Annotated in this window: 22 protein-coding genes; 19 read left to right on the top strand and 3 right to left on the bottom strand. The window is 45.6% G+C overall.

Translation table 11 applies throughout. From position 1 onward, the window contains the following. The first annotated feature begins 229 nt into the window (after positions 1-229). The 5 genes from AT864_RS15645 (at position 230) to AT864_RS15625 (ending at position 5,075) form a co-directional block, all read left to right on the top strand. Positions 230-466: a DUF1146 family protein gene (locus AT864_RS15645; RefSeq protein WP_044741566.1), complete on the top strand. Its 237-nt coding sequence runs from the start codon at positions 230-232 to the stop codon at positions 464-466. Between the two features lie 123 nt (positions 467-589). Continuing rightward, positions 590-1,342 (top strand): YwmB family TATA-box binding protein, encoded by a 753-nt coding sequence (locus tag AT864_RS15640; RefSeq protein ID WP_066150584.1) that lies wholly within the window; start codon positions 590-592, stop codon positions 1,340-1,342. A 31-nt stretch (positions 1,343-1,373) separates the two neighbouring features. Next, complete coding sequence (murA, locus tag AT864_RS15635; RefSeq protein WP_044741568.1) at positions 1,374-2,678, top strand: UDP-N-acetylglucosamine 1-carboxyvinyltransferase; 1,305 nt, start codon at positions 1,374-1,376, stop codon at positions 2,676-2,678. A 196-nt stretch (positions 2,679-2,874) separates the two neighbouring features. Continuing rightward, complete coding sequence (gene spoIID / locus AT864_RS15630; RefSeq protein ID WP_066150580.1) at positions 2,875-3,909, top strand: stage II sporulation protein D; 1,035 nt, start codon at positions 2,875-2,877, stop codon at positions 3,907-3,909. A 239-nt stretch (positions 3,910-4,148) separates the two neighbouring features. Next, the gene (locus AT864_RS15625) at positions 4,149-5,075 is read left to right on the top strand and encodes a M23 family metallopeptidase (protein ID WP_044741570.1); all 927 of its coding nucleotides are present in this window, start codon (positions 4,149-4,151) and stop codon (positions 5,073-5,075) included. Between the two features lie 122 nt (positions 5,076-5,197). Here AT864_RS15625 and AT864_RS15620 read toward each other — a convergent pair whose 3' ends face one another. Further along, positions 5,198-5,671, bottom strand: coding sequence for a BsuPI-related putative proteinase inhibitor (locus tag AT864_RS15620; RefSeq protein ID WP_066150577.1), 474 nt, complete (start codon positions 5,669-5,671; stop codon positions 5,198-5,200). A 257-nt stretch (positions 5,672-5,928) separates the two neighbouring features. Here AT864_RS15620 and spoIIID point away from each other — a divergent pair, with 257 nt between their 5' ends. The 7 genes from spoIIID to AT864_RS15585 all read left to right on the top strand — a co-directional run bounded on the left by spoIIID (position 5,929) and on the right by AT864_RS15585 (position 10,385). Beyond that, a complete protein-coding gene (spoIIID, locus tag AT864_RS15615) occupies positions 5,929-6,186 on the top strand; it encodes a sporulation transcriptional regulator SpoIIID (protein WP_027407999.1) in 258 nt (85 codons plus the stop codon). A 116-nt stretch (positions 6,187-6,302) separates the two neighbouring features. Beyond that, the gene (locus AT864_RS15610) at positions 6,303-7,304 is read left to right on the top strand and encodes a rod shape-determining protein (protein ID WP_066150848.1); all 1,002 of its coding nucleotides are present in this window, start codon (positions 6,303-6,305) and stop codon (positions 7,302-7,304) included. A 116-nt stretch (positions 7,305-7,420) separates the two neighbouring features. Next, complete coding sequence (locus AT864_RS15605) at positions 7,421-8,257, top strand: flagellar hook-basal body protein (RefSeq protein WP_044741572.1); 837 nt, start codon at positions 7,421-7,423, stop codon at positions 8,255-8,257. Positions 8,258-8,281: 24 nt separating this feature from the next. Further along, positions 8,282-9,130: a flagellar hook-basal body protein gene (locus AT864_RS15600; protein WP_066150574.1), complete on the top strand. Its 849-nt coding sequence runs from the start codon at positions 8,282-8,284 to the stop codon at positions 9,128-9,130. Positions 9,131-9,146: 16 nt separating this feature from the next. Then, complete coding sequence (locus tag AT864_RS15595; RefSeq protein WP_066150571.1) at positions 9,147-9,389, top strand: DNA-directed RNA polymerase subunit beta; 243 nt, start codon at positions 9,147-9,149, stop codon at positions 9,387-9,389. Between the two features lie 113 nt (positions 9,390-9,502). After that, positions 9,503-9,940 (top strand): 3-hydroxyacyl-ACP dehydratase FabZ, encoded by a 438-nt coding sequence (fabZ, locus tag AT864_RS15590; RefSeq protein ID WP_066150568.1) that lies wholly within the window; start codon positions 9,503-9,505, stop codon positions 9,938-9,940. Positions 9,941-10,037: 97 nt separating this feature from the next. Continuing rightward, a complete protein-coding gene (locus AT864_RS15585) occupies positions 10,038-10,385 on the top strand; it encodes a hypothetical protein (protein WP_066150565.1) in 348 nt (115 codons plus the stop codon). Between the two features lie 248 nt (positions 10,386-10,633). Here the strand turns inward: AT864_RS15585 and AT864_RS15580 are convergent, their stop codons facing one another. Continuing rightward, positions 10,634-11,698 carry an LLM class flavin-dependent oxidoreductase gene (locus AT864_RS15580; RefSeq protein WP_044741577.1) on the bottom strand — a complete coding sequence of 355 codons (1,065 nt, stop codon included), beginning with the start codon at positions 11,696-11,698 and terminating at the stop codon, positions 10,634-10,636. Between the two features lie 509 nt (positions 11,699-12,207). Between AT864_RS15580 and AT864_RS15570 the strand changes: the two genes are divergently transcribed. After that, entirely contained in the window at positions 12,208-13,065 is an 858-nt protein-coding gene (locus AT864_RS15570) for a Cof-type HAD-IIB family hydrolase (RefSeq protein WP_066150557.1), read from the top strand. A 183-nt stretch (positions 13,066-13,248) separates the two neighbouring features. Here the strand turns inward: AT864_RS15570 and AT864_RS15565 are convergent, their stop codons facing one another. Then, positions 13,249-14,283 carry a substrate-binding domain-containing protein gene (locus AT864_RS15565; RefSeq protein WP_066150554.1) on the bottom strand — a complete coding sequence of 345 codons (1,035 nt, stop codon included), beginning with the start codon at positions 14,281-14,283 and terminating at the stop codon, positions 13,249-13,251. Between the two features lie 774 nt (positions 14,284-15,057). Here AT864_RS15565 and AT864_RS15560 point away from each other — a divergent pair. The 6 genes from AT864_RS15560 (at position 15,058) to AT864_RS15535 (ending at position 21,658) form a co-directional block, all read left to right on the top strand. Next, complete coding sequence (locus tag AT864_RS15560; RefSeq protein WP_066150551.1) at positions 15,058-16,125, top strand: glycoside hydrolase family 130 protein; 1,068 nt, start codon at positions 15,058-15,060, stop codon at positions 16,123-16,125. Between the two features lie 99 nt (positions 16,126-16,224). Continuing rightward, positions 16,225-17,553, top strand: coding sequence for an ABC transporter substrate-binding protein (locus AT864_RS15555; RefSeq protein WP_066150547.1), 1,329 nt, complete (start codon positions 16,225-16,227; stop codon positions 17,551-17,553). Further along, complete coding sequence (locus AT864_RS15550; RefSeq protein ID WP_066150544.1) at positions 17,554-18,432, top strand: carbohydrate ABC transporter permease; 879 nt, start codon at positions 17,554-17,556, stop codon at positions 18,430-18,432. Beyond that, complete coding sequence (locus tag AT864_RS15545) at positions 18,419-19,249, top strand: carbohydrate ABC transporter permease (protein WP_044741583.1); 831 nt, start codon at positions 18,419-18,421, stop codon at positions 19,247-19,249. Before AT864_RS15550 ends, AT864_RS15545 begins: the two co-directional genes overlap by 14 nt. Positions 19,250-19,504: 255 nt before the next feature. Then, on the top strand, positions 19,505-20,452 hold the full coding sequence (locus AT864_RS15540; protein WP_066150541.1) for a DUF1861 family protein: 948 nt from the start codon (positions 19,505-19,507) through the stop codon (positions 20,450-20,452). A 72-nt stretch (positions 20,453-20,524) separates the two neighbouring features. Beyond that, the gene (locus AT864_RS15535; RefSeq protein ID WP_066150534.1) at positions 20,525-21,658 is read left to right on the top strand and encodes an MFS transporter; all 1,134 of its coding nucleotides are present in this window, start codon (positions 20,525-20,527) and stop codon (positions 21,656-21,658) included. The last annotated feature ends 57 nt before the right edge of the window (positions 21,659-21,715 follow it).

Genomic DNA, 21,715 nt, shown 5'->3' with positions numbered 1-21,715 from the left:
AGTCAACATCGACTTTGTCTACAATCATTTTAATCTTCTTCATGGATGGAACGTTTGACAGGAAAGGAACGCAGCTGAGTGAAGAAGGGGCGTTCATGAGCGGACGATCGAGGCCTGTGACGCAGATAAAAGCGTTTGTCAACAAGTCTGGAGGGGGTAGAAGTAAGGAGCTGTCAAGCTTTATACGCACAGGCGGGCGCTTTTCTATATGAGAAAGGAGTAACTGGAGATGATGGTAGGAGTAGGACAACAAGCTTTGTTAAGCATTATTTCCCATCTTGTGTTTATGGCTATTACATGGTGGGTACTGCAAGGAGTACATATTGAAAAGCTCTTGAAGCCGAATCGCATCATTCAAGCTCGCTTATTTTACATACTATTGACCATTGCGATCGGTTCGACTGTCAGCAATTTTTTCCTTGATTATTTTCTTTGGTCGAAGCAACTGCCATTCCTTTTTCAATAAAGAAGAGGCGTTGCGTTTTTTGTCAAAAAGGAAAAAATCTCTTTGTGATTTTGTCGACCGTTTTTGTGTATGTTCACTTCCAATCTGGCAACAATAAAAGCTAAGGAGAGGAAGTGAAACGGGATGATAAAGAGAAAAAATATGATCATGCTGGCAATGGCATTTGCCGTACTCATGATCATGTATCAATATTCTATCGGTGAAGCAAAGGGGAATGAGCCGCTACAAGAAATAAGAACAATGGCTCATGTTTTACAAGAAAATGGTGCGTCGATCCAACAGTGGACCATTTACACAAGGGAGTATGCCCAAGTTATTGAAAATGATTCAGCGTTTTTAAAAAAAGCCAATGAATTAAAGCGAAAATTCCCAGCGTTTCGCTGGGTGATGGAATCAGATCAGCATGTTCAGAAAGTGACAGGCACGTATGAACATTCCTCTATGCCAGAAAAAATTCAACTCGTTACTACCGTTGCAAATGAAAAGCCCCAAACGTATATCCTCTATGAGCTAAAAGGATTTGGTTGGAGCGAACAAGTATGGGAAAAAATCAGTAGCAGCATCAGACAAAAGTCATCTAAACTCTTTATGAAACAGCCGGTATTTTTCTCTTGTGTAAAAGGGGAATTCAATGATAAGATGGAAGGTGTTTTGTTAAAACAAGCTTACCATCTTTTACATGAATTCAACGCAACGCCTGTTGAGGCGCTTAAGGAAGGGACGTTTGTTTCCGTATCTGCATATACTGGGCAGTGGGAGAACGTTCTTCCAACCAAAACACATCCAATGAATATTCAGCTAGCTCTCAGACAGACAGGATTGGGCGGTCAGACGACTGTTGTCGTTGGAACCCCAATTATTACAATTGAATATTAATATAGAGAAATTGGACGCGGAGGGGAATACCTTGGAAAAAATCATCGTCCGTGGCGGGAACCGGTTGAGCGGCACTGTGCGAGTAGAAGGAGCAAAAAATGCCGTTTTGCCTGTTATCGCTGCAACTTTATTAGCAAGTGAAGGCAAAAGTGTAATTCATGATGTTCCTGCTCTCTCCGATGTATATACAATCAATGAGGTGCTGCGTTACTTAAACGCAGAAGTCAGCATGGAAGGAAATCAAGTGACTGTAGATGCATCCCGAGAGCTCAAGTTAGAAGCCCCGTTTGAATATGTGCGTAAAATGCGAGCCTCTGTTCTTGTGATGGGACCGCTGCTTGCGCGAAACGGCCGGGCTCGCGTCGCGTTGCCGGGCGGCTGTGCGATTGGTTCGCGCCCGATTGATCAGCATCTAAAAGGATTTGAAGCGATGGGCGCTTCTGTCAAGGTTGGCAATGGCTTTATTGATGCAGAGGTAACCGGGCGGCTGCGCGGAGCGAAAATTTACTTGGATTTTCCGAGCGTTGGAGCGACGGAAAACATCATGATGGCCGCCGTATTGGCTGAAGGAACCACAGTGATTGAAAACTGTGCGAAGGAACCGGAAATCGTCGATTTAGCTAACTTTTTGAATGCGATGGGCGCAAAGGTAAGAGGAGCCGGTACCGGAACGATTCGAATTGAAGGAGTTTCTGAATTGCAAGGGGCTGTGCATACAGTGATTCCGGATCGGATTGAAGCAGGTACGTTTATGGTTGCTGCTGCGATTACAGGTGGAAATGTTTTGGTGCAAGGAGCTGTTCCAGAGCATTTAAGCTCATTAATAGCGAAAATGGAAGAAATGGGTGTGACCATTATCGAAGAAGAAAATGGCCTTCGTGTGATCGGTCCCGAAAAGCTGAAAGCAGTTGATATTAAAACCATGCCGCACCCAGGTTTCCCGACCGATATGCAATCGCAAATGATGGCCTTATTATTGAAAGCCGAAGGCACAAGCATGATTACCGAAACGGTATTCGAAAATCGTTTTATGCATGTAGAAGAATTTCGCCGGATGAATGCGGACATCAAAATTGAAGGACGCTCGGTCATTATGAATGGCCCTTGCCGCTTGCAAGGGGCAGAAGTAGCGGCGACTGATTTGCGCGCTGCCGCTGCGTTGATTTTGGCAGGACTTGCGGCTGAAGGGTATACGCGTGTGACGGAATTAAAGCATTTAGACCGCGGCTATGTCCGTTTCCATGAAAAGCTGGCGGCTCTTGGCGCAGACATCGAGCGTGTTCGTGAACAGGAGTCCACAGTGAATGAAGAGAAGCTAACGGACTTGAATATTTGAAGCAAAAAACGACCGTCAGCTACAGCTTACGTAGTGAAAGGTCGTTTTTATTTTTGACGGAAATCGACATCGGACTGTTGTCAACTTCGTTCAAACAATTTGTCATATATACTTGTCCGAGCCCATACATTATGTAATAACGAGCACGCAAGCAGCTGCTTGCGCTTGAAAATTGGATATTGGAGGGCTCGGGAAAATGAAACGTGTAAAACTACTAATCGTACTAGCTTCTCTATTATTGATTGTGGTTCTGCTGATCCCGACACTGCTCGTCATTCCATTTACCGACAAGGTAGACGGAACGTTGGCGGAGGAGCTTCGAAAGCAGTCCATTTCTACAGAGCAAGAAAAGCCGAAAGGTACAACAGGTCCTCATGTGGAGGTAGCGGTATATCGAAGCAAGGAGAAACAAATCGAGCATATTCCGCTTGAACAGTATGTCATCGGTGTTGTCGCAGCTGAAATGCCTGCTGATTTTGAATTAGAAGCACTCAAGGCGCAGGCGTTGGCAGCAAGAACGTATATTGTCAAGCAGATGTTGAACGATCAGCCGATTAGCCTGCCAAAGGGAGCAAATGTGACGGACACGGTGATGCACCAAGTTTATTACAGCGACGATGAACTTAAACGGCTATGGGGAGCCGATTATAATTGGAAAATCAAGAAAATCACAGAAGCTGTTCAAGCGACAGAAGGACAGATTGTCACGTACAATAACGTTCCTATCGAGGCGTCTTTTTTTTCCACAAGTAACGGGTATACAGAAAACTCAGAAGCCTATTGGGGGAATGCTTTTCCGTACTTAAAGAGCGTAGCGAGTCCCTGGGATAAAGATTCTCCAAAATTTTATAATCAAACAGCGATGTCCGTTTCCGAATTTGAACAAAAGCTAGGTGTGACGCTTCCGAAAGACGGTTCAGTCGGTAATTTGCTAGGACGTACACCAGGAAAGCGAGTTGAGGCTGTTCAAATCAATGGAAAAAAACTGACAGGAAGAGAAGTGCGAGAGAGATTAGGATTAAAATCAACCGACTTTACGTGGATGCGCAAAGGAAACGAGATTATCATTACCACGAAAGGATATGGACATGGAGTAGGCATGAGCCAATATGGGGCTAATTTTATGGCGAAAACAGGGAAAACATATGATGAAATTATCAAATATTACTACCGCGGGGTAAGCATTTCTTCTGCGACTGCCTTTTTAAACAAATTAACCGCGAAAAAATAAACCATCGATTCGCATTCAAAGCCTAAAAAGATCCATTCATTTGCGACTCATTCATGGGTGAATGGGTCTTTTCTTTTTGGGGTTGATCGCATAGCCGAAACGGTTTCGGCTTCAGGTTTACAGAGCTTCTTTTTTTTATGTATAAAAAGCGATTCTTTTCAAAAAATAAACGAAAAAAATGTTTTTTGATGTATAGATTTTCCTCTTTCTGTTCAAAATGGTTGCTGAGGTGATGAACAATGAGAGAGGAAGAAAAGAAACAACCTTCTCCAATGAAACCAAGTTTAAAACGCGTGTTGCGCAAGCGTTGGGTATTTCCTGCTGTATATTTAACGAGTGCCGCAGTGATTCTAGCCGGAGTGCTTTGGTTCCAAAGCAATCATGATGAGCAGTCACAAAAAGATGAATATGAATACAGCCAAGATGCTCCAGGAACTTCTTATAACGAGAACGACTCCATTCCGGTCAACGAATCTGTCGAACACATCTCAATGCCAGTCCTTGATCCGAACGCTGTCGAAGTCAAAACGCCTTTTTATGATTATGCCGCATCGAAAGAAGAACAAGAAGCAGCTCTCGTCTTTTATAATAATACGTATTATCCAAACCACGGCATTGACCTTGTAATGAAAGACGGAAAAGAGTTTGAAGTGACCGCTTCTTTAAGCGGTACAGTGACAACAGCGAAAAAGGATCCGATTTTAGGCTATGTGGTAGAAATCGATCATGATAATGGCGTGGTAACGGTTTATCAATCATTAGCCGATCTACAAGTAAAAGAAGGCGACACCGTGAAGCAAGGTGAAGTGATTGGGAAGGCCGGACAAAGCCAGTTTAACCAAGAAGCGGGCACTCACGTTCATTTCGAAATTCGGAAAGATGGAAAAACGGTCAATCCGCTTGACTATGTAGACAAGCCTGTGACATCCTTAACGGAATCCAACGCAGCGGAACAAAATGACAAACAGCAAACAGAAAATCAATCGGAAAACAATCAACTAAATAACCAATCTCAAAGCGACCAGCAAAATAATCAGGCACCAAGTGAACAAAACCAAAGCGAACAATCACAATCTAATGACCAATCAACAACAGATGAGAATAGCACGAATCAAGATTCTTCTTACAAAACGCCTGATTCCTCAATCGGAATGGCGCGAACATAAGGGAAAGGCCGTCTGAACCGCTCTCTTTTGATTCGATGAAACCACGATCATGGGCGTCGAAGAGGAAGCGAGCAGATGGCACGAAATAAGCGGTACGAGCGATGAAATCGCCGTACCGCTTTTTAGTTGACAGAAAAAGACATGGTCGCTTTCGCCTCAGGCCATTGCGGGTCAGTCAACCACCACGTAATGGTATACTGTCCTTTTGGAAGCGGAGGCAATAGGTTGCGAAATGATAGTTCTTCCCCTTGCTTGAGAATGCGTTCCTCATATACGGGAGTAAACATTTTCCTATCACTGAATTGGAAAAATTTTTTTCCGTTGCGATACAAGATATAATCATATGTTTGGCTGCTTGTAAATGTCACCTTTTGTTCACGCTCTGTTTGATTTTTGACGCTAAATATGAAAAGATAACGCCCGTTTTGTTTTTGATAAGTCAACGATGGCTCAAGTGTGCCGGCGACGATGCGATGCTGTGGACCTTCCTCTCGCTGTTTGGCGATAGAGGGGATTGTCTCATTCCAAGGCGTCCATGCGATGCTTAGGATCAGGATGGACAGCAGCACACCAACGGCTTTTTTCTGCAGATTCATCTTTTCACCGCCTTTTTAGTTGATTTAATTATGTTATTCCCCATCTTATTGCAAAAAAATAGCATATCTGTACCATTTCCTTAATAAAATGTTACAAACTTATCAACTAACGGGAGTGTTTGAGGTGGGGATCGTCCATAACAGCAGGAATAAAGCCTAGGATGCTTTCGAATTGAACAAGAAGAAGTGCTTTTGATCAACCACGAAGCGAGTCTCATTTCACACTTCTCACATCCAATTTAGGGAGGGCGAGTGGTGTGCACGATTACATCAAAGAGCGTACTATCAAGATTGGAAAGTATATCGTGGAGACGAGAAAAACCGTTCGCGTCATCGCGAAAGAATTTGGCGTTTCCAAAAGTACTGTTCATAAAGACTTAACGGAGCGGCTTCCAGAAATTAATCCGGAGCTTGCCAATGAAGTCAAAGAAATTCTCGATTATCATAAATCGATTCGTCATTTGCGTGGGGGGGAAGCAACGAAGAAAAAATATAAGAAAGAAACGATTCAATAAACCTGGGTCTTCCTTGCTTTCAAATTTCGTAAAAATAGTATCAGTTTCCTATCTTCCTATGATAAAATAATCAATTAGGAGCAATTCGATGGATTGAAGCAAGGAGGAACCTAATGATGTTTGCGAGAGATATCGGTATTGATCTCGGTACAGCGAACGTATTAATTTACGTAAAGGGCAAAGGGATCGTGCTGAACGAGCCGTCCGTTGTGGCAATTGATACGAATACGAACAAGGTATTGGCGGTTGGGGAGGAAGCACGACGAATGGTAGGGCGTACCCCTGGGAATATCGTTGCCATTCGGCCGCTCAAAGACGGTGTCATTGCCGATTTTGACATTACCGAGGCGATGCTAAAACATTTCTTAAACAAGCTTGATTTAAAAGGATTTTTTTCGAAGCCGCGCATTTTAATTTGCTGCCCGACGAATATTACTTCTGTCGAACGAAAGGCCATTAAAGAAGCGGCAGAAAAAAGCGGCGGCAAAAAAGTGTATTTGGAAGAGGAACCAAAAGTCGCGGCGATTGGCGCCGGCATGGATATTTTCCAGCCGTACGGCAATATGGTCGTCGATATTGGCGGTGGCACAACCGATATCGCCGTTCTTTCGATGGGAGATATCGTCACCGCCTCTTCGATTAAGATGGCGGGGGACAAGTTTGATATCGAAATTTTAAACTATATCAAACGGACGTACAAGCTATTAATCGGAGAGCGCACGGCTGAAGAAATTAAAATGAAAGTGGCAACTGTATTCCCAGGTGCACGCGCAGAAGAAATCGATATTCGCGGCCGTGATCTTGTTACAGGATTGCCGCGTACGATTACGGTTCGTTCAGCTGAAATTGAAAAGGCGCTGCATGAGCCGGTTGCTGTCATTGTCCAAGCGGCCAAAAGTGTTTTAGAGCGTACGCCGCCTGAATTGTCGGCAGACATTATCGACCGCGGAGTGATTTTAACGGGCGGAGGCGCGCTTTTACACGGAATCGATCAGCTGTTATCCGAAGAATTAAAGATACCGGTATTAGTGGCCGAAAATCCAATGGATTGTGTAGCCATCGGAACCGGTATTATGCTCGACAATATCGATCGCGTGCCGAAGCGAAACTTTGTATAACGGCATGCTATACGCGAATAGGTAGTGTTTTTCTTCACGGTACCTATTCGCTTTTTCATTGGTTTGGCGTATAATAGGAGGTAAGTATGGACATTGAACAAATGAGGTGACAATCGTTGTTGCGCGGATTTTATACAGCTGCTGCCGGTATGCTAGCTGAGCAGCGCCGAGTGGAGATGCTAACAAACAATATCGCCAATGCCAATACGCCGGGGTATAAGGAAGACGAGGCCGCATTGCGCGCTTTTCCAGAGCTGTTGCTTTCACGGGTGCAGGAAACGACGACGCCAACAAGCGATCCCGCTTCACGGCTTCATCGTTCTCCGGTCGGCTCTATTCATACAGGCGTCTATATGCAGGAACTCATTCCGAATTTTTTGCAAGGGGATGTGAAAGAAACGGGGCAGCCTACCGATATCGCGTTAGTGGATGGGACGGTTCCGATCGATGCGCAAACGGGGATGAAGGGTTCGCTCTTTTTCGTTGTCCAAAACGCCAATGGCGACATCCGTTATACAAGAAACGGCAATTTTACGCTTGATGCCGAAGGCTATTTAACGACAAATGAAGGCTATTATGTTCTTGATGAAAATAATCAGCGCATTCGTTTAAACGGAACGGATTTTGCAGTCGCTCCCGATGGGACGATTACGGAAAATAATGCTCGTGTCGCTCGCTTGAATGTGGCCTTTGCTGCTAACCCGAATACGGTTGTGAAAGAAGGAAACGGATTATTCCGCAACGATAATGGACCGCTGCCAAGCGCTGTCGACAATCCCAATGTTACATATGAACTGAAGCAACGTTTCCTCGAACGGTCAAATGTTGATGTCACTCGTGCGATGACCGATATGCTCTCAGCTTATCGTTCATTTGAAGCCAATCAAAAAATCTTGCAAGCATATGACCGAAGCATGGATAAGGCGGTAAATGAAATTGGCCGCCTCAAATAACGAGAGAGAAGAGAGGTAGGGCTTATGCTGCGTTCGATGATCACAGCCGCTAACACGATGAATCAGCTTCAACAGCAGCTGGATGTCATCAGCCATAATATCACCAATAGCAATACACCGGGATTTAAGCGCCGTGAAACGAATTTTTCTGAGCTGCTCGTTCAGCAATTTACCAATTTGCCAAATGATCAAGCGAACCGCTTGACTCCTGCTGGTGTCCGCCGCGGTGTCGGCGCCAAGCTGGGTGAAACGAATCTTGTGCTAAAGCAAGGTGCCTTGATGCAAACGGGCCGTCCGCTAGATGTCGCCTTTGCTAAAGAAGGGCAGTTTTTTCGCGTTCTCATCAATCATCAAGATGGGACAAGCACGATTGGCTATACACGGGATGGGGCGTTTTACTTGAGTCCATCAGAAGCGGATCCAAATGAGCTTATGCTTGTGACAAGCGACGGGTATCCGGTTCTTGATCGAAACAATGAACCGATTCTTGTTCGCGACGGCTTTCAAAAGATAACGATTACGAATACAGGCACAATCCAAGTCACAGACGCGAACGGAAATGTGTCGCAAACTGTAGAGCTAGGCGTAACGAACATTTTGCGTCCGCAGCTATTGCAGTCTATTGGCGATAATTTATTGGCATTCCCGGATTTGGCGCAACTGGGGGTAGGAGAAGCTGATGTGGCACAGGATATGATCGGGAACATGCGTTCACAAATTCATCTTCAACAAGGAGCGCTTGAGCAATCCAATGTCGACTTAGGAACGGAAATGACCGATTTGATGCTGACTCAACGCTCCTATCAAATGAATGCGAAGTCCATCTCCATTTCGGACCAAATGCTTGGATTGATTAACGGAGTCCGCTCATAATGAGGGAGATGAAGCGATGGATGAACAACAACGTCAGGAAGAAAAGCAACCGAAGCGGCGCTGGAGACGGTCCCGCACTCGCCTGTTTCCGATTTGGCTCCGTCTTTTGCTTGTGCTCGTGTTGGTGGTGATCAGCACGGCTGCTGGCGCCATGATTGGCTATAGCGTTCTTGGCGATGGCAAGCCGCTTGATGCGTTAAAGCCGGCGACATGGCAGCACATCGTCGAGATTGTGACAAAGGATGTGAACAGCAAATAGCCGTTACGCTAAACGGCTAAACGGCGTTTGCTTATGGATATCCGGCTCTTGCACGGCTTGTGCTGCGTTTTTATAGATGTCGAGGAGCAGAGAAAACCAAAGGAGGCATATAGATGTTTGATATCCACCAAATTCAAGAAATCATCCCGCACCGTTACCCATTTTTATTAATTGATCGAATTTTAGAGGTTGAAGAAGGAAAGCGGGCCATCGGTCTGAAAAATGTCAGTGCGAATGAGCCCTTTTTTGTCGGCCATTTTCCTGAATATCCGGTGATGCCGGGCGTTCTTATTGTCGAAGCGCTGGCGCAGGTTGGAGCCGTTGCGCTACTGATGAAAGAAGAAAATCGCGGCCGTCTCGCTTTTTTTGCCGGCATCGACAGCTGCCGATTTAAAAAGCAGGTCAAGCCGGGCGATCAGCTTCGCCTAGAAGTCGAGATTATCCGCAGCAAAGGGGCCATCGGCAAAGGACGCGGCATTGCAACAGTGGATGGAGAAATCGTCTGCGAGACAGAAATCACCTTTGCCCTTGGCGAAAAGAAGGACGCGTAAATCGACCATTCATGCATGAAATTCTCCTTTCTGGATAAGATAAGCAAAGATGGGTCTGAAACACTTATCAATGATCGACAGAAAGGAGAAAAGAATGATGAAGAGACAAGCTTTGCTTATTCGGCTGTTTAGCGTATTGGTCGCCATGGCGCTCGCAACAGGATGTAATGCCAACCGCGACAACGATACGCAAAATCCTCCGCCACCGGCCAACAATGAGACAAACGATATCCAAGATCGAGATGTGAATCCGGCAGACGACATCAACCAAAACGATGATGTCGATCATGATAACAACGTGCCGAACCATGATACCAACCCATTGCCTCCTGGCGATGATACAAACAATGGACCTGGCGATGACGAGAACGATACCGTTCCGGATCCAGAAGATGCTGTTGAAGACCCTCAGGATACCAACGACAGAGACAATCGAGATGAATAATCGAAAAACCGCCTCCTCAGGGCGGTTTTTTTTGTTGAAAGAGATGGAGCAGCCGAGCAGCTGACGTAACTTAACATGTGAGAATATGAACTCAATGGATCAGATAGACAAACAACACGCTTCACAGAACCGCAAGCGGGTTTGGAAAACGGCGTTGTTCAGAGCTTTTGTGTTGGCGTGTGGAAGGCCCATCGCCACCTGCTTTTGACCGCAAGTATTGGCGAGTGTCATTGGCTCTATAGCTGGATTTAGATCGTTTCTTCTTTCTGTTCCGCTTCCCAGCGGTCAATTTCCTCACGAACGATAGGCGCTACTTCTTTTCCAAGCAATTCAATCGCTTTCATGACATCTTCATGCGGCATGGAGCCAACCGGTACGTGGAGCATAAAACGCGTAATCCCCACATTTTTGCGGAGAAAAATAATTTTTTCCGCTACGGTTTTCGGATCTCCCACATATAAGGCCCCCTCCAGTCTACGGGCCGCATCAAATGTTTCCCGAGTGTATGGAGCCCATCCGCGTTCTCTTCCGATGACATTCATGGCATATTGGGTGGACGGGAAAAATTTTTCCGCAGCGATATCCGTATTCTCCGCGATAAACCCATGAGAGTGCGAAGCGACCGTTAATTTTGCTGGATCGTGGCCATGTTGTTTCGCCGCTCGCTTATACAGCTTCACAAGTGGCGCAAAATGCAGCGGGCTGCCGCCGATAATGGCCAAAACGAGCGGCAAACCGAGCATGCCGGCGCGAGCGACCGATTCCGGCGTTCCGCCGCTGGCAATCCAGACAGGCAGCGGATTTTGGACAGGGCGCGGATAAACGCCTCGATGTTGAATGGCTGGCCGAAATTTTCCGCTCCAAGAGACTATTTCTGATTCGCGAATGTTTAACAGCAACTCCAGCTTTTCGTTGAAAAGCTCGTTGTAATCTTCCAAGTCATAACCAAACAGAGGGAAGGATTCAATAAAAGACCCCCGACCTGCCATGATTTCCGCCCGTCCGTTTGAAATCGCATCGACGGTTGAAAACTGTTGGAAGACTCGAACGGGATCATCAGAAGACAAGACGGTTACGGCGCTTGTCAGGCGAATGCGCTTGGTCAATGCGGCCGCTGCGGCTAAAATAGTAGCTGGACTCGAACTGGCGTAGTCTTTCCGATGATGCTCTCCCACTCCGAAAACATCAAGCCCGACTTGATCAGCCAATGTAATTTCCTCAATTACTTCCCGGATCCGTTCGGCATGGCTGATCGTCTTGCCCGTATGGACATCCGGGGTTGTTTCGACAAATGTAGTGACACCTATCTCCATTTTTTATCCCTCGCTTATGTTCTATATAGTCTGACATTATCATAGCAAGCGTCTCAGCTCAAATAAATCACCTTGTTTGCTCTTCCCTCCTTGTCTGCCAAGTGTTTTTCAGACAACCGAACTCGTTCGTACGTGGCGGGATGTATAAATTGGCAAGAGGATGATTTGAGAGCGTTTTTGATGCCGCCGTTTCTTTTGTCTTGGTGTCATTTTTTTCGCCGTTCATTCCATCGCTGGACGGACCGCTTTTCATGGCTTGGTTTGAGGTATTCATGGGCTTGCGGGAGCCTCATGATTGGCACGATTGAGCCAAACGCGATAAAATGAGAGCATCACCATAAGCTGTAGGTAGCCAACCATGAGTATCGTGAAGCATGGCTGATGGTTTGATAGGATTGGATTTCTGCTTTTGCCTAAGCAAGGCTCGGCATTCTTATATGAGATCATGAATGACATCTGTTGGTGAGATTGGATGAACGAAAAGATAGGAAAGGCGTGGAAAATAAACGATGAAATTAATAGCGATTGATATGGATGGAACGCTGTTAAACAGCGCAGGAAGGGTAACCGCTGAAAATGCGGCAGCGATCAAGCAGGCACAAGCTCAAGGGATCGAGGTGGTTATTGCGACGGGGCGCACGTATTATACAGCCAGCGGTCCGTTAAGAGAAGCGGATCTTCGCGTTCCCATCATTTGTTTGAATGGGGCTGATGTCCGCGATCAGGATGGACGGCAGCTCACGCGTATCCCGCTTGACGCTTCGTTGTTTCTTGAAGTCGATCAAGCATGCCAAGAGCACGGCGTCCACTTGGAAGTATGCACGAATGAAGGCATTTATTCCAAAAGCAAGGAGAAATCGTTGCAGATCCGGCTGGATATCGCTCAGAGCGCGAACGAACAGGCTGATGAGGAGCGTGTAAGGCGGCAGTTTGCCGATTATATCGCTTCCGGGTATCTGCGTTGGACGGATCACTTTCAGCCATTGTTGGACCGCGGGATTGACATCTATAAGCTTCTCCTTTTTTCCTTAGATCAAGAAGCGCTCGCCCATGTTAAGAACACATTTATAGCATGTGAAGCGCTTTGTGTTACATCGTCTGCCCATCACAATCTTGAAATCAATCATCGCGATGCGCAAAAAGGGATCGCGCTCGAAAGATGGGCGGCAAAACGAGGAATCGATATGAGCGAGGTCGTGGCGATTGGCGACAATTTAAACGATCTTTCGATGCTGCAAAAAGCGGGGAGAAGCGTCGCGATGGGCAATGCGGAAGAAGAAGTGAAGCGCATCTGCCATTGGGTTACTAAAACAAACAACGAACACGGCGTTGCTTATGCGATACGTGAAATGCTCCAAAATATCTAAGGGCGTTGGGAAGGGCTGCAGCGATCGAAGCTGAGCGGCCTGGTTTGTTTTTTTTTCTCAGGAAGCCCTATTTTTAGCGGCATTTGCGAAAGTGGGAGATGCATGGCGGTCACAGAACGTGAATGTCTGTGACCGCAAACCTTTTATCTACATACCGTTTCAAGGCAGAGATTTTTTGAAAGATTAACTGCTTTTATTCACGATTTGTTTTGGAGCCGGAGCGGTCGATTCCCGTTTAATCAGCTTGGAAGAAAGCAGCATCTCCTGGAATGGCTCGTGGGGATGCTCCATTCTCCAGAAAAGCTGTTCGACTGCCCGTTTCCCGTAAAGCTCTAGGTCAATATCGACCGTTGTTGTTTTCGGAGTTGAAATTTTTGATAATTGTCCATTATCGTAGCTGCATATGGATGCTTGCTCTGGAACGAGAATCCCTTGCTGTCTCAAGCCGGAATTGACTAAAAACCCGAGTCCGTCGTTGACGCAAAACCATGCGGTCGGCTGCTGCTTCAATTGGCGGATATAGCCGAGGATCGTCTCTTCCTTTTCTTCGGCATCTGTAAAAAGAAACGCGGGATTCGGTTCCATCCCATAATCTCTGAGCGCGAGCAAATATCCTTCGTACCGTTCTTCATAGCTCGGCGAATAATCAATATCGCCGACAAACGCAATATCGCGATGGTTTAATTCAATCAGATGCTGAACGGCGACATAGGCGCCAAAACGATTGTTCGTGAGTACCGCATCGGCATGAATATTGGGATGATGGTGATCGACGAGAACGGTCGGAATGCCCGTCGAAATCACTTTGTTGATATAGTCTGTGCTGATGTGGGAAAGAATTAAAACGCCATCGACTGTTTTGTTTTCAATAAACGCCGGCAGGATGAGCCGGTTTTTTTGTTCTTGATGAATCGATTGGATATGCAAATGCATGCCGCGTTTTAACACTTCTTTTTCAATGCTTAAATAAATTTCGCCAAAAAAATTTTTAAATGAAAAGGCGCGGTCAGAGGCAATCAGCCCGATGTTTCCCGTCCTTTTTTGGCTGGTTTGCTTTCGGGAGTCAGGATATTGATACCCCATTTCTTTCGCTACGCGCATCACAAGCTCGCGCGTTTCTTCACTGACCCCATCTTTCCCTCGAAGCGCCTGCGAAACAGAATTTTTCGATATGTTTAACCGATCTGCGATATCTTGCATCGTAACTTTCTTTTTCATTTTTCACACCTACTATCTTTCTGCAGTTTAGCGATACACACGCGGGCCATTCACCTTGCTGAGATGGGAGGGCATCAATCATGACCTGTTCACTTAAACCAAGCGCCGAGTGTAGGAGCCTATTAATGATTCCATTCAAGTCGCTTGATTTTTAGCTGTTCCATCCGCTGGACATGTTGATCCATCATGCTCTTCTCGAACAATGAATGCTTTGCGGACAGATGGTTTGGCCCCCTCGCTCTTGTTCGAGGGAAGAGGCGGAAAAGCTGGTGTTCCCTCAGGTCATTCTACGTTTTTCATCAAATAATCGCTCACCAACATGTATTGAAAACGGCTGGGATGGTTGTCATTCATTATTATAAGCCGGAAAGCGGCTGACAGCTATCCTGCAATTTGTCATCGTCCTCTAGTAAGGAAAGGAGTCGTTTGTAAATAAAAAAATAACATAAATGACCTAACATTACAATAATTATTAATAACGTTACAATATTATTTGTAATGGTAAGAAAGTCTATTATATAAAATAAAAGTTCATTCGTAAAATTCATAAAAAAGTATTGACGAGCAAAATAAAAGGTGAAATAATTTATTGAAAGATTACAAAAATAAAGTAATTAATTACAAATCATTTTGTAACGTTACAAATAATTTCTTTACCGTTTGTTAAGCGCTTTCATTTTCTTGGGTTATGAATGTGTTTCCTGGTCGCCTTTGGTAGAGGAAAAAGCTGTTATGACCGTGTATCAAAGATCATCAGTTTGGAGGAATGGATGTATGAATGTTTATCGCTTTCCGGAAAACCCGCTTATCACCCCAAAAGGTGTGAAACCTTTTCACGATCATCATGAGGTGATAGGGGTATTTAATGCAGGAGTCGCTAAATACAATGGGGAATTTTTGCTGCTGCTTCGGGTGGCCGAACGACCAATCAGCCAAGACACTCAGCTTGTCAAAGCACCCGTCATTGATTTTTCAAACGGCGAAGGGAAGTTAAAGGTGATTGAACTGCATAAGCAGGATGCCCGATTTGATTTTTCTGATCCTCGTGTCATTGCCTATAAAGATTCTGCGCGCGGAGTCGCTTATTTAACATCGATATCGTATATTCGCATTGCCCGCAGCAAAGATGGGCGTCATTTTACGATTGATGACAAGCCGTTTATTTATCCGGAAACAAAACGGGAAGCATGGGGAGTAGAAGACCCGCGCGTCACGCAAATTGGCGATACGTATTACATTCAATATAGCGCGGTATCGGCAGAAGGAATTGGCGTCGGGCTCGTCTCCACAAAGGACTTTGTCACTTATGAACGATTAGGATTGATGCTTCATCCAGAAAATAAAGATGTCGCGATTTTTCCTGAAAAAATTAACGGAAAGTATTACGCCTTGCATCGTCCAGTACCAAAAGGGATTGGCAGGCCGGAAATTTGGATTGCGGAATCGGATAATTTGCTGTACTGGGGAAACCATCAGTATTTGTTGGGGTTGAGCGAGAACGGCTGGGATAATGGCCGGATTGGCGGAGGGGCCGTTCCGTTTAAGACGGATAAGGGATGGTTGGAAATCTATCATGCTGCGGATCGGCATGACCGCTATTGTTTGGGGGCATTGCTTCTTGATCTGAATGATCCGACTAAAATTCTTGCAAAAACAGAGGAGCCGATTTTAGAACCGCAAGCCGATTACGAAAAAAACGGGTTTTTTGGCAATGTGGTCTTCACTTGCGGGGCATTGTTGGAAGGAGATAAAGTGATCATTTATTATGGCGCGGCTGATGAAGCGATTGCGGGGGCCGAGCTCAGCTTGAACGAAATGATGGAAAAGTTAGTTTACATGTAATCAAGTCTCTCATTCTCGCGAATGGATCCATGGTGAAAAAGGCAACTCTTTTTGTTGTCTTTTCCATTATAAAATTTTAGTTTTGAAGGGGGAATACGCATGAAAAAGAAAGGTTTTGTCCAAATGGCAGCGGCATTGCTTACGGTCGCTCTGATCAGCGCCGGATGCCAAAATGCCGACAAAGACACGGGTGCGAAAGAAGGGAAATCGAGCCAAACCGTGACATTTGATTTTTGGGCTGCCCCTAATCCGACACAGCAGGCTTTTTGGAAAAGTATGGCGGATGAATATATGAAGGATCATCCGAATGTGAAAATCAAAGTGTCGCCGATGCCGGAAAGCCCTTCATCTGAAGCGGGAATTCAATCAGCGATCGCCTCTGGGCATGCTCCGGCGGTTTCTGAAAATATTTCAAGGGGATTTGCCGCCCAGCTGGCCGCGAGCCGGGCCATTGTGCCGCTGGATGAATTAAAGGGATTTGATGAGCTGATTGAACAACGGAATATGAAAACGACGATTTCGAGCTGGGAGTTCGCCGATCAGCATCAATATGTGTTGCCGATTTACTCGAACGCCATGCTATTTGGCTGGAGAATGGATATTTTAAAGGAGCTTGGGTATCAAGAGCCGCCGAAAACGTATAGTGAGGTAATGGAGGTTGGCCAAAAACTTAAAGAGAAATATCCTGATAAATTTTTGTGGGCGCGGGCCGATTTAGTGAAGCCAACATGGTGGGCGAGATGGTTTGACTTCTTTATGTTATATAATGCCGCTTCTGATGGCAATAACTTCATGAAGGGAAATCAACTCGTTGTAGACGATCAGGCAGGAGTGAAAACGCTGCAATTTTTTAAGGAGCTTCAGAAAAATGATTTACTGTTAACGCGGGAAGCAACCGATCCATTTGAAAATGCGACATCCATTATGGTAGACCTTGGGCCGTGGACATTCCCGTACTGGGCAGAAAAGTTTCCAGAGATGAAATTCCAGCAAAATTATGCCTTGTCCTTACCTCCGGTGCCTGATGATGTTGATCCAAACAACGCGAAAACATTTGCCGATACAAAAGGTCTTGTGATTTATGCTTCGGCTACGAAAGAACAGCAGCAAGCGGCGTTCGATTTTATTCGCTGGGTTTATTCCGATGTGAAGCATGATTTGGATTGGTTCAAGCAAACGAATTTACCGCCTGCGCGCGACGATTTGTCCACAAATGAGGCCTTTGTCTCTTATTTGGAGGAAAATCCGCAATTAAAGCAATATGCAGAAAACATTCCGAACGCGATTCCGCCAGTTGATAATGAGAAAACGGTCGAAATCCAAGAACTTATTGGAAAAGAAGCGTTAACACCTGTGATCAAAGGACAAAAAACTCCTGAGAAAGCATGGGAGGATATGAAAAAGGCAATTGATGGGGTGTTAAAATAAATGAACAAAACGACAGCAAGGCTGGGTTGGCTTTTAGCCAGCCCCTACCTTATCTATTCATTCATTTTCTTTTTGTTTCCGTTGATATGGGCGCTTTATTTAGCTTTTACAAATTGGAACTTAATTGCTCCAGATTATGAAACGGTGGGGTTTCAAAATTTTATCGAAGCTTTTTTTAGCCAAAGCGTCAGAGCCGCTTTTTGGACGACATATAAATTTATGCTCATGTTTGTTCCTATTGTAGTTGCCGGCGCGCTTTTTTTGGCTTTGATTATCCACTCGTTGCCTCGATTGAAGGGGCTGTTTTCGGTGGGATATTTCCTTCCTTATTTAGCGTCGGGGGTAGCTTCAGCGATTGTAGTAAAAGGGGTTCTTTCTTATAACAGCCCATTGAATATTTTTTTCCGAAATCATTTAGGGATGGATATTAATTGGCTCGACTCCCCCATTTTAGCTCCGCTTATGATTGCGCTCATGATGGCTTGGAAATTCGTCGGCTATTATGCGTTATTATTTTTATCTGGATTAGAGAGCATACCAAAAGAAATTTATGAAGCAGCCGAAATGGATGGGGCGGTTGGCTGGAAGCGGTTCTGGTATGTTACGATCCCGATGCTGTATCCTTCCTTCTATACAGTGACGATTTTAGCGGTAGGTCTTATGTTTGGCATTTTTACAGAACCGTATGTATTAACGGGCGGAGGCCCTGATTATTCAACACATACGTGGCAGCTAGAAATTTATAATCAGGCATTTGAAAAATTAAATGCCGGATATGGAACAGCGGTAGCCATTATCAACTCCATTGTGACCTTTGCTTCTATTCTTGTCTTTCGCAAAATCTTAGAGAAGTGGGGTGCCAAGCATGGTTGGGAATAAGCGATTCAAGACAGCGCTGCTTTATACATTGGCGTTCATAGTGCTTATCATCATGGTCTTTCCCTACTTGTATATGATATTGAGCTCGCTAGCCCCTTGGGAACAGGTGGATCGTAAAATCATTCCAACGAAGCTGACGCTGCGTTCGTATGAATGGTTGTTGACGGGAGGAGAGAACGTCATACCGCGGCCATGGCTGCGTGCGTTCTTTAATAGTTTGCTTGTGACGGTGTCCTCTACGTTGCTTATGCTGACCACAGCCATTTTGGTTGGGTATTCTCTAGCCAAACTGAAATTTAAAGGCAACCGTTTGATTAATAATATGATTCTGTTTCAAATGTTTTATCCTGCGATTATTCTATTAATTCCTCTGTTTTTAATTATTCGTTATTTTGGATTGTACGATACGTATTGGGCGATGATTTTACCGAAGGCTGTCAATTTGTGGGCGATTTTTATGTATACAAACTTTTTCCGCAGCATACCAGATGAGCTGATAGAAGCGGCTAAAATGGATGGGGCGGGACAGCTGAAGATCATCACCAGGATTATTTTGCCGATGTCCAAGTCGATTACGACGATTATTTTTCTGTTTCTCTTTATGGAAAGATGGGTTGAACTATTATGGGATATGTTAGTGGTGAACAGTGAAAAAATGCTGACGCTCAATGTGCTGTTGGCGCAAATGTTCGGCCCGTATGGAGGATATCCTGGCCCAATGTATGCGGCCTCTGTGCTGCTGACGCTGCCAATTTTAATTTTGTTTATCATCTTTAGCAGGAATTTCAAAGAGGGAATGCAGTTTGTGCTGAAATAAAAGCAGCTACCGATATGAAGGAACGTCACAAGGGAAAACGGCGGCTGTTGCAGAAATGAATCCAGAGTTTGAGCTGTTTTCTTCATCGGTCGGGTGGCCGAACGACGCCGCTTTATCGAACCGTCCATGGGGCGGGATGCGGCGTGGCTTCAACCTTTGATACGTGGATGCGTGACGAAAAGGAAAGCCGCAGGGTTCTTCCCGTTGCAGGCTTTTCCTATTGGATATGGATAGTAAAAGTGTAGGAGGATTTTTATGCAATTAAAAAAAACAGCGGTCAAAACTTGCGCGATGCTATTGGAGGAATTTCAATATCGCCCGCAGCCCGTTCATCCTGAAAAATTAATATTTAAAGGTGTCGGCGATCGCGACGTGTACAATATTTCCGCGCCATTTGAAGAGGATGGCGAGCAAGTCATTGCCGGACGGGTGGAGCCTCGTGACAGCGAGCGCTCGGAAGTGTATTTTTTTGTGAATCGCCATGGGGAGTGGGTGCCGCGGGAAGGAGCCCCGATTTTCCAGCTGCAAGATCCTTTCTTTACGAAAATTGGCGGTGAATTGATTTTTGGCGGAGTGCAAACTTTCTCGCATCCGGTCATCGAAGGAGCGCTAGGATGGAGAACGGTATTTTACAGGGGAAAGACGATTCGCGAGCTTCGGGAGTTTGCGAAAGGTCCAGATGGAATGAAGGATTTGCGATTAATCGAACTGCAAGACGGATCCATTGGTGTAATTACGCGGCCGCAAGGAGCAAAGGGAGGCCGCGGCAAGATTGGATTTACCCGCATTTCATCGCTTGATGATTTTACCATCGACGTCATCCATGAAGCTCCGCTTTTAGAGGGACAGTTTGCAGAAGAAGAATGGGGCGGAGCGAACGAGCCGCATTTGCTGGAGAATGGGCTGGTGGGTATTTTAGGCCATATCGCTTGTTTTGATGAAGAAGGAAACCGCCATTATTATCCGATGGTATTTGCTCTTGATCCTGAGACAGGGGAATATTCAGATATCGAATTGATTGCGGCAAGATCGCACTTTTTGGCCGGAGCTGCTAAGCGGCCTGATCTGGAGGACGTCGTGTTCAGCGGCGGCTTGATCCGTAAAGGGGATGGCACCGCTGATTTATACGCGGGCATCAGCGACGCGGAGGCGCAAAAGATTACGATCCCCGATCCATTTATCAAATATGAAACGATCAAGTAAAAAGGGCTTGTGCATACAGGGGGCTGAGAAGAGTAGATTCATATTGACAAAAAATAATAGAGGTCATGAACCATGAAGGGTTTTCTGCGTGATGTATCGCCAGAGGCAACGTATTATTTAGCGATGACTGGATTATTTTCATTCGGTAATGCGCTGTCAGGGATGTTCCTGCAAATTTTTATATGGCGGCTGGACCGCACCTTTACGCTGCTGGCCCAATATAGCTTCTATACGTCGCTCTTTATTTTATGCAGCTTTTATTTCTGTGCATGGCTGGCGCGGAAAACAAGCCCGATGGCAACGATGCGCTGGGGCATTGCCGGTTATTTTCTTTCTTACTTGCTGGCGCTCGTCCTTCGCGATGCGCTGATTCATCACCTTCTTTTATTGGGGTTGCTGCAGGGATTGGCGATCAGTCTATTCTCTGTTGGCATGCATATGGCCAACTTGGATATGGCGACAAATCGCGGAAGAGACCGATTTTTATACATGCAAGGCTTGGTGGCGGCGATTGGCGGAGTGGCCGGCCCTCTCGTTTCAGGTGCGGTGATTAGTTGGTTTGATCAGATGCTCGGTTACTATCTTGTCTTTTTTATGGCTTGTGTCTTTTTTGGTTTGGCGGCCATCGTCTCGCTGCGTATTCCAGAGCGGCCTGTCGAGCTGCAGAGCCGTTTGCTGGCTGTGCTGCTCCATGCCCCAAAGGAATGGAAGCGCATGTATCTCGTGATGCTGGGAGACGGGATTGCTTCTGGAGTATATGTCACATTTTTGATTTCCATGATGATGTATCAGGTGGCTGGTGGAGAGTGGAAGCTTGGGGTTTTTCAAATGATGTCAGAGCTTGTTTCGATTGTTTCTTTGGTGATCCTCGCACGCCGATCGCGTCCAGATCAACGGATGCTTGTGTACACAATCGGAACGCTGGGCATTTGGCTCAGTTCGCTCTTTTTGGCCTATCAGCCAACGATGCTAAGTCTGATGTTGTTCGTGCTTATGAAACCGATCGCCTTGAACATGATGAATACAACGATGAACGCGCTGATTTATGCAGCGGTTGAAAAAGATCCTTGCTATAAGCAGATGCAGCTCGACTATATTTACTGTCAGGGAAATTCCGCTCGGTCTCGGAAGAATGGCGGGAGTCTTTATTTTTTTCATGATGCGGAATTACCTCGATTTCGACCAGCTGCTGCCGGTATCCTTTAGCTTGTTTCCATTGATTTATGTGGCGATGATCCCTGTGCTGTACTTGATTTGGCATAA

Source organism: Anoxybacillus sp. P3H1B, assembly GCF_001560855.1.
GTDB classification, from domain to species: Bacteria; Bacillota; Bacilli; order Bacillales; family Anoxybacillaceae; genus Anoxybacteroides; species Anoxybacteroides rupiense.
Note: the sequence above shows the minus strand (reverse complement) of the source record. Positions and strands in the feature narration are given on the sequence as shown.